This is a genomic window from Amycolatopsis echigonensis, from assembly GCF_014174495.1.
Classification (GTDB): Bacteria; Actinomycetota; Actinomycetes; order Mycobacteriales; family Pseudonocardiaceae; genus Amycolatopsis; species Amycolatopsis echigonensis.
In genome coordinates this window covers 191,409-205,595 of sequence record NZ_JACJHR010000003.1, presented here as the reverse complement: position 1 = coordinate 205,595, position 14,187 = coordinate 191,409, and the positions used below count along the sequence as shown (strand labels likewise).

11 protein-coding genes are annotated in these 14,187 nt (G+C 70.2%); 6 read left to right on the top strand and 5 right to left on the bottom strand.

Annotated elements, in window-relative coordinates:
- Positions 1 to 56: 56 nt before the first annotated feature.
- On the bottom strand, positions 57 to 266 hold the full coding sequence (locus tag H5411_RS03885) for an SRPBCC domain-containing protein (protein WP_246368706.1): 210 nt from the start codon (positions 264 to 266) through the stop codon (positions 57 to 59).
- Complete coding sequence (locus H5411_RS03880) at positions 263 to 595, bottom strand: ArsR/SmtB family transcription factor (RefSeq protein ID WP_101434777.1); 333 nt, start codon at positions 593 to 595, stop codon at positions 263 to 265. The genes H5411_RS03885 and H5411_RS03880 overlap by 4 nt, the downstream gene beginning before the upstream one ends.
- A 123-nt stretch (positions 596 to 718) precedes the next feature.
- Between H5411_RS03880 and icmF the strand changes: the two genes are divergently transcribed.
- Entirely contained in the window at positions 719 to 3,958 is a 3,240-nt protein-coding gene (icmF, locus tag H5411_RS03875; protein ID WP_183122976.1) for a fused isobutyryl-CoA mutase/GTPase IcmF, read from the top strand.
- 3 nt (positions 3,959 to 3,961) lie between these two features.
- On the opposite strand, the gene H5411_RS03870 is transcribed toward icmF, so the two are convergent.
- Complete coding sequence (locus tag H5411_RS03870) at positions 3,962 to 4,666, bottom strand: class I SAM-dependent methyltransferase (RefSeq protein WP_183122975.1); 705 nt, start codon at positions 4,664 to 4,666, stop codon at positions 3,962 to 3,964.
- A gap of 108 nt (positions 4,667 to 4,774) precedes the next feature.
- Between H5411_RS03870 and H5411_RS03865 the strand changes: the two genes are divergently transcribed.
- Positions 4,775 to 5,611, top strand: coding sequence for an LLM class F420-dependent oxidoreductase (locus H5411_RS03865; protein ID WP_101434774.1), 837 nt, complete (start codon positions 4,775 to 4,777; stop codon positions 5,609 to 5,611).
- Between the two features lie 59 nt (positions 5,612 to 5,670).
- Here the strand turns inward: H5411_RS03865 and H5411_RS03860 are convergent, their stop codons facing one another.
- The gene (locus H5411_RS03860) at positions 5,671 to 7,671 is read right to left on the bottom strand and encodes an acyl-CoA dehydrogenase family protein (protein WP_183122974.1); all 2,001 of its coding nucleotides are present in this window, start codon (positions 7,669 to 7,671) and stop codon (positions 5,671 to 5,673) included.
- 164 nt (positions 7,672 to 7,835) lie between these two features.
- On the opposite strand from H5411_RS03860, the gene kstR reads away from it, so the two are divergent.
- From kstR to H5411_RS03840, 4 genes are all read left to right on the top strand, one after another.
- Positions 7,836 to 8,465 carry a cholesterol catabolism transcriptional regulator KstR gene (gene kstR, locus H5411_RS03855; protein WP_183122973.1) on the top strand — a complete coding sequence of 210 codons (630 nt, stop codon included), beginning with the start codon at positions 7,836 to 7,838 and terminating at the stop codon, positions 8,463 to 8,465.
- A gap of 248 nt (positions 8,466 to 8,713) precedes the next feature.
- A complete protein-coding gene (locus H5411_RS03850; protein ID WP_183122972.1) occupies positions 8,714 to 11,449 on the top strand; it encodes a DEAD/DEAH box helicase in 2,736 nt (911 codons plus the stop codon).
- Complete coding sequence (locus H5411_RS03845; protein WP_183122971.1) at positions 11,449 to 12,615, top strand: SWIM zinc finger family protein; 1,167 nt, start codon at positions 11,449 to 11,451, stop codon at positions 12,613 to 12,615. The genes H5411_RS03850 and H5411_RS03845 overlap by 1 nt, the downstream gene beginning before the upstream one ends.
- Before the next feature lie 227 nt (positions 12,616 to 12,842).
- Positions 12,843 to 13,220 (top strand): hypothetical protein, encoded by a 378-nt coding sequence (locus H5411_RS03840; RefSeq protein ID WP_183122970.1) that lies wholly within the window; start codon positions 12,843 to 12,845, stop codon positions 13,218 to 13,220.
- Between the two features lie 118 nt (positions 13,221 to 13,338).
- On the opposite strand, the gene H5411_RS03835 is transcribed toward H5411_RS03840, so the two are convergent.
- Positions 13,339 to 14,049: a helix-turn-helix transcriptional regulator gene (locus H5411_RS03835; protein ID WP_183122969.1), complete on the bottom strand. Its 711-nt coding sequence runs from the start codon at positions 14,047 to 14,049 to the stop codon at positions 13,339 to 13,341.
- Positions 14,050 to 14,187: the final 138 nt, after the last annotated feature.

Here is a 14,187-nt window from a genome sequence, read left to right as displayed (position 1 = left end):
CGGGATCGCCTTCAAGTCGGCGTCTGGACGAAGCGGCGCACCCGGCCGGGGGCCGGTCACACCGCTCCGTCCAGACGCCGACGCGATCCCGCGGTGTAGTTGCCTGGGGTGATCCGGCTGTGCCAGGCACCGCCGGGGCGCGGGTCCGTGCTGGTTTCGGACGCGACGAAACCGTGCGGGCCGAACCAGGCGGCCAGGTGCGCCGGGTCGGTCCAGGCCTGGAACCGCGGTGCGTCGAAGACCCGCACGATGGTCAGCTCGGTCATTCGGCTCCCTCCTGCACCTGCCGCAGGTGTTCGTCCAAGCGGTCGAAGCCGGACTCCCAGAACCGCCGGTACTCCGCGACCCAGCCGGCGACGTCCGCCAGCGGTCCGGCTTCCAGCCGGCAGGGCCGCCATTGCCTGGTGCGGCCCCGGCTGATCAGCCCGGCCTGTTCCAGCACCTTCAAATGCTTCGACACCGCCTGCAGGCTCACCTCGAACGGCGCGGCCAGCTCGTTGACGGTGGCCTCGCCACGGGCGAGACGGGCGAGGATCGCGCGCCGGGTCGGGTCCGCCAGCGCGGCGAAGGTGGTGCTCAGCGGATCTGTCGGCATCCAGTACTCAACTCATAGGTTAATTAACTAATCGGTTGAATATAGCTCGGATGTCAACCCTTGAGAGCCGGGTCACTCAGGGCTCCGGTTTCCAATAGTAGGAAGTCCTAGTAAATTGAGAGGATGAGCGCCAGCGACCTGTACCGTCCCGCGAACCCGGTCCGGTTCGTCACGGCATCCAGCCTGTTCGACGGCCACGACGCCTCGATCAACATCATGCGCAGGATCCTGCAGTCCCAGGGTGCGGAGGTGGTGCACCTCGGCCACAACCGTTCGGTCGACGAGGTGGCCACCGCCGCGATCGCCGAGGACGTGCAGGGCGTCGCCATCTCCGCCTACCAGGGCGGCCACGTCGAGTACTTCAGCTACCTCGTGGAGCTGCTGAACGAGCGCGGCGCGGGGCACATCAAGGTGTTCGGCGGCGGGGGCGGCGTCATCGTGCGCGAGGAGATCGACCTGCTGCATTCGCGCGGCGTGGCGCGGATCTTCTCGCCGGAAGACGGCTACGAGATGGGCCTGCCGGGCATGATCAACATGATGATCAAGGCCTGCGACAGCGACCTGTCCGCACAGCCGCCCGCCTCGGTCGACAAGCTGCTGTCCGGCGAGGTGCCGGCGCTCGCGCGGGTGATCACCCAGCTGCAGCGCGAAAACCTGCCTGCCGAATGGCTGTCGGCGATCACCGAGGCCGCCGAAAAGCGGCGGGTGCCGGTTCTCGGCATCACCGGCACCGGCGGTTCCGGCAAATCGTCGCTGACCGACGAGCTCATCCGCCGCTTCCGCCTCGACCAGGAAGACAAGCTGCGCATCGCCGTGCTCGCGGTGGACCCGTCGCGGCGCAAGGGCGGCGGCGCGCTGCTCGGCGACCGGATCCGGATGAACTGCCTCGACGGCTCGCCGGTGTACTTCCGTTCGCTCGCCACCCGCACCACCAGCGGCGAAATCCCGGCCGGGCTCAAGGAATCGATCCTGGCGTGCAAGGCGGCCGGGTACGACCTGGTGATCGTGGAGACGCCGGGCATCGGCCAGGGCGACGCGGGCATCGTCGACTACGTGGACGAATCGCTGTACGTGATGACGCCGGAGTTCGGCGCCGCGTCGCAGCTGGAGAAGATCGACATGCTCGACTTCGCCGACGTGGTCGCGATCAACAAGTTCGAGCGCCGCGGCGCCGAGGACGCGCGTCGTGACGTAGCGCGCCAGTTGGTGCGCAACCGCGAGGCATTCGGCTCCGCGCCGGAGGACATGCCGGTGTACGGCACGAGCGCGGCAAAGTTCAACGACGACGGCGTGACCGCGTTGTACCAGCACCTGCGCGACGTGCTCGCCGACCGCGGGCTGTCGGTGTCGGCCGGTACGCTGCCGGCGGTGTCGGGCAAGGTCTCGACGGACGCCAGCACGATCATCCCGGGCAACCGGGCGCGCTACCTCGCGGAGATTTCCGAGACGGTGCGCGGGTACCACGAGCAGACCGAGAAGCAGGTCGCCGCGGTCCGCAAGCGCGAGCACCTGGCCGCGGCCAAGGCCGCGCTGGCCGAAGCGGACGCGAACACCGACGCGCTGGACGGGCTGCTCGCCGCCGCGGAGTCCGATGTGGACGGCGAGACGACCAAGCTCCTCGAGCGGTTCCGGGCGCTCGCCGCGGACTACCGGCAGGACGAGCTGGTAGTGAAGATCCGGGACAAGGAGCTGCACACCCAGCTGTGGCGGGAAACCCTGTCCGGCAACCGGATCCCGCGCGTCGCGTTGCCGCGCTACACCGAGTCCGGCGAGCTGCTTTCCTTCCTGCGCCGGGAAAACCTGCCCGGCTACTTCCCGTACACCGCGGGCGTGTTCCCCTTCAAGCGCGAGGGCGAGGACCCGGCGCGGATGTTCGCCGGCGAGGGCGACGCGTTCCGCACCAACCGCCGGTTCAAGCTGCTGTCCGCCGATTCCGAGGCCAAGCGGCTGTCGACGGCGTTCGACTCGGTCACGCTCTACGGCCACGACCCGGACACCCGCCCGGACATCTACGGCAAGGTCGGCACCTCGGGCGTCTCCATCGCGACGCTGGACGACATGAAGGCGCTCTATGACGGTTTCGACCTGACCGCGCCGAACACCTCGGTGTCGATGACGATCAACGGCCCCGCCCCGACGATCCTCGCGTTCTTCCTGAACACCGCGATCGACCAGAAGTTCGCCGCGTTCCGCGAGGAGCACGGACGCGAGCCGTCCGAGACCGAGGCCGCCGAACTGCGCGAGTGGACGCTGCGCAACGTCCGCGGCACCGTGCAGGCGGACATCCTCAAGGAAGACCAGGGCCAGAACACCTGCATCTTCTCGACCGAGTTCAGCCTCCGGATGATGGCGGACATCCAGGAGTGGTTCATCGAGCACGGGGTGCGCAACTTCTACTCGGTGTCGATCTCCGGCTACCACATCGCGGAGGCCGGGGCGAACCCGATCTCGCAGCTGGCCTTCACGCTCGCCAACGGGTTCACCTACGTGGAGTCGTACCTGGCGCGCGGCATGGACATCGACGATTTCGCGCCGAACCTGTCGTTCTTCTTCTCCAACGGGATGGACGCGGAGTACTCGGTGCTCGGCCGGGTCGCGCGGCGGATCTGGGCCGTGGCGATGCGCGAGCGGTACGGCGCGAACGACCGGTCGCAGAAGCTCAAGTACCACGTGCAGACCTCCGGCCGTTCGCTGCACGCGCAGGAGATGAGCTTCAACGACATCCGCACCACGCTGCAGGCGCTGTGCGCGCTGTACGACAACGCGAACTCCTTGCACACCAACGCGTTCGACGAGGCGATCACCACGCCGAGCGAATCGTCGGTGCGTCGCGCGATGGCCATCCAGATGATCATCAACAAGGAATGGGGCCTGTCGAAGAACGAGAACCCGCTGCAGGGCTCGTTCATCATCGACGAGCTGACCGACCTGGTCGAGGAGGCCGTGCTCACGGAGTTCGACCGGATCTCCGAACGCGGCGGCGTGCTCGGCGCGATGGAGACCGGTTACCAGCGCGGCCGGATCCAGGACGAATCGCTGCTGTACGAACGCAAGAAGCACGACGGCTCGCTGCCGATCGTCGGCGTCAACACGTTCCGCAACCCGAAGGCGGGGGAGGACGACGTCGAGGTGGAGCTGGCCCGCGCGACCGAGGACGAGAAGCAGTCGCAGTTGCGCAGGCTCGCCGATTTCCAGCAGGGGCACCGCGAGGAGGCCCAGCAGGCGCTGAAGGCGCTGCGCGACGCGGCCACCCGCGGCGGCAACCTGTTCGACGTGCTGATGGATGCCGCGCGGGTGTGCTCGCTCGGTCAGATCACCGAGGCGTTCTTCGAGGTCGGCGGCCAGTACCGGCGCAACGTCTGACCGTCACGCCCGGTCGGCGGCCAGCCGCCACATCGGGACGAGGACCCGGCCCTGCTCGTCGACGTCCAGCGAGTCGAGCGAGGTCGGGTCCGGTTTCTCGTCCGGGGAGACAGCGGAGACCGCGGCGATGAGGCCCTCGCGGCTCATCGCGGTGGTGTAGACGGCGGGTTCGAGCACGCTGATCGTCCAGCCGTTGCCGACCGTTTCGCGCAGATTCTGCTCGGTGATCCGGTACGGCACCGGGAAGTTCGCCGGTACCTCGTCGGAGAAGCAGAAGATGTTCAGCCGTGCGCCGGGCTTGGTCGCGCGCACGAGTGCCGCCACATACGCGTGCCGCTGTTCTTCGTCGAGGCAGTGGTAGAGCGCGCTGTCCAACACCGAGTCGAAGCGGCCTTCGTACCCTTCGAGGCGGGTTGCGTCGGCCTGGTCGAAGGTGACGTCCAGGCCGCGCTTCGCGGCAGTTTCGCGGGCCCGTGCGAGCGCGGTAGGCGCACCGTCGAGACCGGTTACCCGGTGTCCGCGGGACGCGAGGTACATCGCGTTTTCGCCGAAGCCGCACCCGATGTCGAGCACTTCGCCGTGGAATCCGCCGTCCGCTTCGAGCGCGACCACCGCGGGCTGCGGGCCGTCGATGTCCCACGGGACCTTCTCCCCGATCGGGGTCTTGCCTTGGTACATCTCCTCGAAGTCGACGTCCGTCACGTCCATCCGGAGCCTCCCTATTCAACGGGTGATGATTTAACGCTAGCGGACGGGACGGGTGATCTGTCAACAGCCGGCGGGAATACCTGCCCGATCCGCGGAGTAGAAGGAGGCATGGATTTCGGGATCTCGACGTTCGTGACCGACGAAGGCATCCGGCCCGACGTGCTGGGCGAGGCAGCGGAGGAGCGCGGGTTCGCGTCGCTCTTCCTCGCGGAGCACTCGCACATCCCGGCGAGCCGCGAAACGCCGTACCCCAGCGGAGGCGAGCTGCCGCGGGTCTACTACCGCACCCTCGACCCGTTCGTGGCGCTGACCGCGGCCGCGGTGAACACTTCCAACCTGGTGCTGGGCACCGGTGTCGCGCTGCTGATCCAGCGCGACGTCATCCACACCGCCAAGGAGGTGGCGTCGCTCGACCTGGTGTCGCGCGGGCGGGTCGTCTTCGGCGTCGGAGCCGGCTGGAACCGGGAGGAAATGGTCAACCACGGCACCGATCCGAAGACCCGCGGCGGGCTGCTGAACGAGCAGATCCAGGTGCTGAAGGAGATCTGGACGCAGGAGCAGGCCGAGTTCCACGGCAAGCACCTGGACTTCGACCCGTTCTTCGCGTGGCCGAAGCCGGTGCAGACGCCGCATCCGCCGATTTACGTCGGCGGCGCGAGCGACGCGGCGCTGAAGCGGCTGATCGAGCACGGCGACGGCTGGATCCCGAACCCGGCGGTGACGCCGGACGAGGTGCGCCGCGTGCGGCAGCGGCTGGCCGAAGCGGGGCGCGCGGACATGCCGTCGCAGCTCTTCGGCGGACCGGCCGACGCGGACGCGATCAAGCAGTACGCCGACGCCGGGCTGAACCAGTACGGGTTCATGCTGCCGACGCTGCCGGAGGCGGAAACGCTGGAGCTGCTGGACGAATACGCCCGCCTCGCCGCCGCTTTCCGAGCCGAGTGACGCGCCGTGAAGGGCTCCTTGAGGGAATCAGATTCCCCCAAGGAGCCCTTCACGGACCTTCAGCGGGGGAGGCCGAGCACGCGTTCCGCGGCGGCGGACAGCAGGACTTGCGTGGTGCCGCCCGCGATGGACAGGCAGCGGGTCAGCAGGAACTCTTGTGCCGCCGGGGTTTCCGCGACTAATTCCGGCTCGAGATCGAGGGCGAACTCGGCCGTTTCCTGCCGATGCCGTACCCCGAGCAGCTTCGCCACCGACGATTCCGCGCCCGGCCCGAGGCCGTCCAGCCGGCGCAGGGTGGCTCGCAGGTCGAGTACCGAGCACGCGCTGCCTTGTGCGATCAACGCGCCGAGCCGGTCGCGATCCACGTCCGCGGGCGCGGATTCCAGCAGTGCCTCCACGTTCTCGCCCACCGCCGAGCCGCGGCCCAGTGCGACGCGTTCATTCGCCAGTGTCGTGCGCGCGAGCTTCCAGCCCGCGCCGGGTTCGCCGACGACATCGGCGTCCGGAACGAACACGTCGTCCAGGAAGACCTCGTTGAAGACGCTCCGCCCGGTGATCTCGCGCAGCGGCCGCGTCGTGATTCCGGCTGCGTGCATGTCGACCAGGAAGTACGTGATTCCCTTGTGCTTAGGCACATCTGGGTCGGTGCGAGCGAGGCAGATCGCCCAATCCGCTTCGTGGGCGAGCGACGTCCACACCTTCTGCCCGGTCAGCAGCCACCCGCCGTCCGTCCGGCGCGCGACGGTGCGCAGCGACGCGAGATCCGAGCCGGCACCGGGTTCGCTGAACAGCTGACACCACGTCACCTCGCCGCGAAGGGTCGGCTTGGCGAAACGTTCGCGCTGGTCGTCGGTGCCGTGCGCGAGAATGGTCGGCACCGCCCAGCCGCCGATCACCAGGTCCGGCCGCCGGATGTCCGCCGCTGCCAACGCGGCGTCGATCCGCAGCTGCGTCGCCGCGTCCGCGCCCAGGCCGTAGGGCTCGGGCCAATGCGGGGCCAGCAATCCCGAGTCCGCGAGTGCGGTGCGGCGGTTTTCTTCCGGCAGCGCAGCGATTTCCGCGACCCGCCGCGTCACCTCGGCGTCCTCGCCGACCTCGACGCCGAGTGTCCGCCGCTTCCCGGCCAGCGCCAGGTCCGCGGCTCGCTTCCGCCAGCGCTGCGAACCGCCGAGCCACTGCCGCAACGCCAACGCGCGTCGCAGATACAGGTGCGCTTCGTGCTCCCAGGTGAACCCGATTCCGCCTAGTACCTGGATGCAGTCCTTCGCGTTCTCGACGGCAGCGTCCAACGCCACCGCCGCAGCGCTCGCGGCGGCCAGCGGATCGCCGACCGCCGAAGCCGCGTCCCACGCCAATGCCTCGGCCGCTTCGGTGCGGCACAGCATCTCCGCGCAGAGGTGTTTCACCGCCTGGAAAGCGCCGATCACCTGCCCGAATTGCTCGCGGACCTTGGCGTACTCGACCGCCGTCGTCAGGCACCAGCGCGCCACGCCCGCCGCTTCCGCGACCGCGAGCGTCGCCGCGAGATCGCGGACGTCCGGCAGGTCCAGGACCTCGCCCGGCACGTCGGCCTTCACGCGCCCCAGCGACCGGGAAAAGTCGAAGGGGGCCAACGGTTCCACCGCCTGCCCGGGCGGGGCCAGGACGTACTGTTCGCCGCGCGGCACGAGCAGCCACGACTCGGCGTCCGCGCCGGGTATGGTCGCCGATTCTTCCAACTGCACCGCGACCTGCGCGGTGCCGTCGGCGATCTCGGCGGCGAGTTCCTTCGAATGCTCCGCGAGCAACAGCCCGGCCAGCGCGGTGCTCAGCAGCGGCCCCGGCACCAGCGCTTCCGCCGCGGCTGCGAGCCCGGCCGCGAGATCCGCGACAGTCCCGTCCGCGCCGTTCACCGACGCCGGCAGCGCGATGCCAGTGAGGCCGAGCGCGGTGAACCCCTCCGGCAGGCTGGCACCAGTAGTTTCGGCCGCGCGCACCGCGCCGACGGGATCGTGCGCCGCCGCCCAGTCCCGCACGGCGGCGGCGAGCGCGGATTGTTCCTCGGTGAGCGCGACCGGCATCGGTCTCCTCCTCGCGGGGTACAGAGCTACTCGCGAGTGTAGAACGTGTTGCAGTTTTTCCGCCAGGCGGTCGAGAGTTGAACCTTTCTTCAGGGCAGGTACGCTAAGCCGGAAACTGGAACGAGTTCCGCAAGGCTGCTTGCGTGGCGACGGAGGGGAATGGCATGCCGGGGAAGGCGAAGACGCCGGCGAAAACGCGGGCGAACGGCCTCGGCGCGATGGGCGAGGAACTGGGCTCCGCGGCCCAGCGGGACCGCCGCCGCCGCATCATCGACGCGACGCTCTCGCTGGCCTCCAAGGGCGGCTACGACGCGGTGCAGATGCGCGCGGTCGCCGAGAAGGCCGACGTCGCGCTGGGCACGCTGTACCGGTATTTCCCGTCGAAGATCCACCTGCTCGTGTCGGGTCTGGCGCAGCAGTTCGAGGCCGCGCACGAGAAGATCCAGCGCAGCGCGATCCCCGGCGAGACCCCCGCCGAACGCCTGATGTTCGTGCTGGGCCGCAACACCCGCCTGATGCAGCGCGATCCGCACCTCACCGAGGCGATGGTGCGCGCGTTCATGTTCGCCGACACGTCCGCGGCCGCCGAGGTCGAGCTGGTCGGCCGGCTGATGGAGGACATGTTCGCGAGCGCGATGGGCATCGAGGACCCCACCGAGGCGGACCGCGACATCTTCCACGTGGTGGCCGACGTGTGGATGGCGAACCTGGTCGCCTGGGTGACCCGCCGCGCCTCCGCCGCCGACGTGGCCAGCCGCCTGGAGCTCTCCGTCCACCTGCTCCTGGACAAGTAGCCGTCCACGCCCCACCCGCAAACCGCAACCGCTGCACCCAACCATCGAGGCACCCAGCCCCTCCCCCGCACCCCGATACGAAGCCTCCCTGCGGTCTGGGGGTGCTTGTCAAGGCATCTTTCCCGCCTTGACAAGCACCCCCAGACCGTCAGCACAATCCAGCTTCGGGGTGCCCTACGCACCATTCACGGCAATGTCGCCGCCAGGCGACGAGCAGAATTGTCGGCCCCACCCGTTACCGTGCGTGGGTGGAGTTCGACCAGACCACCCAAGCCACCTACCTCCCCTCTGATCCCCCGCGAGAGGGAGTCCTGGCGCTGTGGGGCGACGAGATCGAGGGGGACACCCCGATCCAGCTCGTCCTGCCCGGCGGCGGGAAATTCGCCCGCACCGAGGTGGTGGCGCGGCTCGTGCCGCTGGCGAAGGCCATCCCGCGGCTGCTCGCCGTGCCGGATGAAACCAGTCCGGCGCTGGCGGCGTGGTCGGCGGTGGTCAACGCCGGGGTGAATCTCGTGGCGCGCGGGCGGTTGCGTCCGGCTGCCACCCCGAGCGGGCTGGGCACCTGGCGAGTGGGTCCGCTCGACGCGGCCGACGAAGAACTCCTGCGCGGGCTCGCGGCCGCGCTGCCGCCGGAAGCGCACGCGTTGCCGCTGTCCGGCGTCAAGCGGATCCGGCTGCACTCGCCGGAATCGCTGGTTCGCGCGGTGTGGGACGCGGCGGCGGACGTGCTGGTGCGCAGTCCGGCGGCGGCGGTCGGGTCCGGGGGAGGGGCGTTCGCGGAATCTCAGCCCACGCTGCTGGATCCGGACGGCGCGGCCTGGCTCACCGAGTTGGAAGCCCGCCGCCCGGACGGCGCGCAGCTGCTCCTGCGGATCGAAGCGACCGACGAGGAATTCTCCGGAGTCCTGGCCGTCCGCTCCACTCTCGAACCGAGCCTGGTCGTCGAAGCAGCCACTCTCTGGGACGCCCCGGAAGCGGTCTTGCACCGGCTGGGCGACCAGGTGGAAACGCAGCTTCTGCTCGGCCTGCGGCGAGGCGCCCGAGCGTGGCCGCCGCTGGGCCGGGTCCTGTCCGAACCGGCGCCCACCACGCTCCCGCTGTCCGACGACGAGGTCGTCGACCTGCTCGGCACCGGCGCCCGCGATCTGGGCGGCGCGGGCATCGAAGTCCTCTGGCCCAAGGATCTTTTCTCCGGCGAGGTGCGGGCGAAGGCGAGCGTCACGCAGTCCCCGGCGAGCGAAGCCGGTCCCGCGTTCCCGCTCAACGGCCTGCTGGAATTCCGCTGGCGGCTCAGCCTCGGCGGCAGCGAACTCACCGACGAGGAGGTAGCGGCGCTCGCCGAGGCCAAACGTCCGCTGGTCCGGCTGCGCGGCCAGTGGGTGAAACTCGATCCCGCTCTGCTGGCGCGGATGCGGGCACGGCGGTCGCGGCTCACCGGAGCCGAAGCGTTGGCCGCGGCTCTCACCGGCGAACTGGAGGTCGACGGCGAACGAGTCGAGTTCGCGCCGCAACCGGCGTTGTCCGGGCTTGCCGAACGCCTGCGGCAAAGGGAGCCCGCGCCCGTCGCGGAACCGGAAGGACTCACCGCCACCCTGCGTCCGTATCAACGTGCCGGTCTGGGCTGGCTTGTCGCGATGACCGAACTCGGCCTTGGCGCCTGCCTCGCCGACGATATGGGGCTGGGCAAGACAATCCAGCTCATCGCCTTGCACCTGCACCGCCGCGCGCGGGCAGCGGGGCCGACGCTCGTGCTGTGCCCGACGTCGTTGCTGGGCAACTGGGAACGGGAGTTCGGCAAGTTCGCCCCCGACGTGCCGGTGCGCCGGTTCCACGGCGGCGGACGGCACCTCGACGACCTGGCCCCGGACGAGGTCGTGCTGGCCACGTACGGGGTGCTGCGCCGGGACCGGGAGCTGCTGTCCGAAGTGGACTGGGGCATGGTCGCCGCGGACGAGGCGCAGCATGTCAAGAACCCGTTGTCCGCCACGGCGAAAGAGCTGCGACAGGTGCCGGCGGCGGCCCGCGTGGCGCTCACCGGCACGCCCGTGGAGAACCGGCTCACCGAATTGTGGTCGCTGCTCGACTGGACCACGCCGGGGCTGCTCGGCCCGCTGGAGAAGTTCCGCCGCACCGTCGCGCGGCCGATCGAACGGGACCGGGACGAGACGGTCACCGGAAGGCTCGCCGCGACGGTCCGGCCGTTTCTGTTGCGCCGCCGCAAAACCGACCCGGACATCGCACCGGAACTGCCCCGCAAAACCGAGACCGACCGGTACGTTCCGCTCACCGCTGAGCAGACCACGTTGTACGAGGCGGTGGTCCGGGAGAACCTCGCGCAAATCCGGGAGGCGCAAGGGGTGCAGCGGCGCGGCCAGGTGCTGAAGCTGCTCACCGAACTCAAGCAGATCTGCAACCATCCGGCGCACTACCTCAAGGAAAGCGCCGGAGTGCTGACCGGACGGTCGGGGAAGCTCGCCGCGTTCGAGGAACTGCTGGACGTCATCCTCGACGAGGGCGAGAGCGTGCTGGTGTTCAGCCAGTACGTGCGGCTGTGCCGGTTGCTGGAGAGGCGGCTCGCCGAACGCGGGCTGCCCACCGCGCTGCTGTCCGGAGAAGCCGGGCCGAAGCAGCGCGACGAGATGGTGGCGGCGTTCCAGTCCGGCGAGGTGCCGGTGTTCCTGTTGTCGCTGAAGGCGGGCGGGGTCGGGCTCAACCTCACCCAGGCCACCCACGTGATCCACTACGACCGCTGGTGGAACCCGGCGGTGGAGGACCAGGCCACCGACCGCGCGTACCGGATCGGCCAGGACCGGCCGGTGCAGGTGCACCGGCTGATCGCGGAGGGCACGCTGGAGGAACGCGTCGCCGCGGTGCTGGAAACCAAGCGCGGGCTGGCCGACGCGGTCGTCGGGGCGGGGGAGGACTGGATCACCGAACTGTCCGACGACCAGCTCGCCGACCTCGTCCGGCTCGGGAGCGCCTGATGCCGCCGCGGCGGACGTTCGGGCAGCGGTGGTGGGGCCGGGCGTGGGTGGAAGCGCTGGAGCAGCGCGCCAAACTGGACCCGAACCGGCTGCCGCGCGGGCGGACGTACGCGCGCAAGGGCGTCGTGGACCAGCTGGCGATCAGCGCGGGCGAGATCACCGCGTGGGTGCGCGGAAGCCGCCCGGATCCGTACCGCGTCGCCATCCGGATGCGCCAGTTCAGTGCGGAGGAGTGGGAGAAGCTGCTCGACGTCGCCGGTCGCCGGCTCGGGCACGCCGCCGCGTTGCTCGACGGCGAGCTGCCGGAGGAACTGGCCGTCCAGTCGCGCGAGGCCGGGGCCGATTTGCTGCCCGGTCCCGGCGATCTGCGGCCGCGGTGTTCCTGCCCGGACAGCGCGAATCCCTGCAAGCACGTGGCGGCGGTGTACTACCTGGTCGCCGACGAGGTGGACGCCGATCCGTTCGTGCTGTTCACCCTGCGCGGCCGGGGCCGGGACGAGGTTTTGGCTCAGCTGCGCGAATTGCGGACCCCCAGCGCCGCTCGGCCGGCTCGCGCGCCGGAGGTCGGCCTGACGCCGAAAAAGGCGTACTCGCGGCGGATCGCGCCGCTGCCGCCGTTGCCCGCCGTCCCCGGCGAGCCCGGTCCGCCCGCGGTGCTCGACCTCGATCCGCCCGCTCGCTCAGGCCTGACGTCCGCCGCCCTCGCCGCACTGGCGGCCGATGCCGCGTCGCTCGCCCTCGACCTGCTGCAGACGCGAGATGCCTTGGCGGACTTGACTTTCGCCGAGGACCTGGCCCGCCGCGCCGCCCGGCCGGGTGCGGACGTGTTCGGGCTGGCCGCTGCCGCGGAGGTCGCGCCGTCGGAGCTGATCGTGTCGGCGCAAGCCTGGCGGGAAGCGGGCCGGACCGGACTGGCGGCGCTGCGGGACGTGTGGAATCCCGGGCCTGGCCCGTTGGCGGTGGCGCGCGCGGAACTGGCGGAATTGCCAGGGGAGGTGAAGGTATGGCGCAACCGGGTGACGGCCGGGCCGGTGCAGCTGCGGTACGGACGGGACGGCCGGTGGTACCGCTTCGTGCGCGTCGCGGGGCAATGGTGGCCGGACGGGCCTCCGGCTGAGCAGCCGGTCGATCTCGCCTATCCCGCGGAGGACGCCAGCACGAGCTGAAACGAGACGGTCCGTGTCGTTGTGTGCTGCGGTCTGCACCGCGACGGGTGATCGCCGGAAGCGGGCGACCGGGTGCTGGCGACCGTCCGCACGCCGGAACACCGGAACGTCGTGAAGCACCTGCTCGACGTGCGCAGCCGGGCAGCTGCGCGGTGTCATCCGGCCGCTCGTTTTGCTCGAAAGGAAAATGACCTGTCTCCTGGCCACCTGTCTGGCACAGTGCGGCGATGACTCGCGATGAACCCGCAGCCGCTGGGCGCGAGCAGGGAGCCGGGGTGCGGTCCGAACCCCGCAGGTGGGCGCAGCAACGCCCGTTCCTGCTCGACCTCTGCCGAGCTTGGAAAGCCGACCTCGAAACCCGCGGCCTGGCGCGGAGCGTCGTCGTGGAGCTCTACCCGGAATCGGCGCGTGCACCGACCACCCCGTGGGACTGGTGGCTTTCCTTCGACCTCGACGGCACCGAGTTCGATGCCCTGGTCGTCCCCGATCACTCCGTAGCCGTCTTCGAAGACAGCACCGGCGTTTTCGACGATCACGTCAAGCTCGGCGACGTTCCCGCCTACCTGGAGCGCAGGATGAAGGAGTCCCGGTCAGCTCCGGCCTGAGTCGGTCCCTCGAAGCTCGACACGGTGCCCTCTGTCGTGCGGCGTGACTTGGGTTGTCGGTCGCGGTGTCGCGGAGTTCGGTCACGTCGCCGCTCGCCTCGAGCGCAGGCTAAACCGGTCAGCTCCCAGCTGACTCCGTCCCCCGAAGTTCCACGCAGCATCCGCCGTCGCGTGGCGTGACTCGGGCCGTCGACACGCCCGGCACCTGCAGGCCTTCCACGACCCCGCTCAGGAACCGGTCCGTCATCCCGCACACCAGGTCCGGCGCGCGGCCCGCCAGCGGCTGGAATGGGCAGTTCCGCAGTCGCAGGCACACCGGCGTCTCGCGGTTCGGTTCGAAACCGTGGCGGGCCAGGACCGTGCTCGTCAGCGTCAGCCCGCGTTCCGTGCCCAGCCTGCCCGGCCGGGAGCGTTCGCGTTCGGCCGCGCCGGCCGCGGCACCGTGCCGTCCGGCCTCGCGCAGGGCGGCGTCCCGGGCCGGTTCCCCGGGGGCCGCCGACGCGACCGCGTCCACCAGGATCGCGGCCAGGACGTCCGGGTGCCGGGGCGGGATGGTGATCGCGAAGTCGGTCGCCGCCGGTTCGTAGACCTTCGGGGCGCGGCCCACCTTGCGGACGCCGCCGACGGTCTCGTAGCGGGCGCGCAGGAGGCCGGCCGTCACGAGTTTGTCCAGGTGGAACGCGGCCAGCTTGCGCGAGATGCCGACCGCCGCGGCCGCCTCCTCGCGCGTCACCGGGCGGCCTGCGTCGCGGATGAAGGCGTACATCCCCCGGCGCAGGTCCTCGTCCAGCGCCGCTACCGCGCGGATGGTCGCCAGGTCGCTCGTCACCCACCCACGATAACGCCCAGCGAGGTTCCCCGAACCCGCCACCTGGCTTGTTCACCTGGTCACATTGACTCCACCGGGCAATAAGACAAAGATTTATCGGCGAAACCCTGTCCCGCCGCCCCCGAAGCCCGAGGATCG

Bases quoted from the DNA above. Each gene is read 5' to 3' on its own strand.
- H5411_RS03885 (WP_246368706.1), bottom strand. From the start codon at position 266: ATGACCGAGCTGACCATCGTGCGGGTCTTCGACGCACCGCGGTTCCAG.
- H5411_RS03880 (WP_101434777.1), bottom strand. From the start codon at position 595: ATGCCGACAGATCCGCTGAGCACCACCTTCGCCGCGCTGGCGGACCCG.
- icmF (WP_183122976.1), top strand. From the start codon at position 719: ATGAGCGCCAGCGACCTGTACCGTCCCGCGAACCCGGTCCGGTTCGTC.
- H5411_RS03870 (WP_183122975.1), bottom strand. From the start codon at position 4,666: ATGGACGTGACGGACGTCGACTTCGAGGAGATGTACCAAGGCAAGACC.
- H5411_RS03865 (WP_101434774.1), top strand. From the start codon at position 4,775: ATGGATTTCGGGATCTCGACGTTCGTGACCGACGAAGGCATCCGGCCC.
- H5411_RS03860 (WP_183122974.1), bottom strand. From the start codon at position 7,671: ATGCCGGTCGCGCTCACCGAGGAACAATCCGCGCTCGCCGCCGCCGTG.
- kstR (WP_183122973.1), top strand. From the start codon at position 7,836: ATGCCGGGGAAGGCGAAGACGCCGGCGAAAACGCGGGCGAACGGCCTC.
- H5411_RS03845 (WP_183122971.1), top strand. From the start codon at position 11,449: ATGCCGCCGCGGCGGACGTTCGGGCAGCGGTGGTGGGGCCGGGCGTGG.
- H5411_RS03840 (WP_183122970.1), top strand. From the start codon at position 12,843: ATGACTCGCGATGAACCCGCAGCCGCTGGGCGCGAGCAGGGAGCCGGG.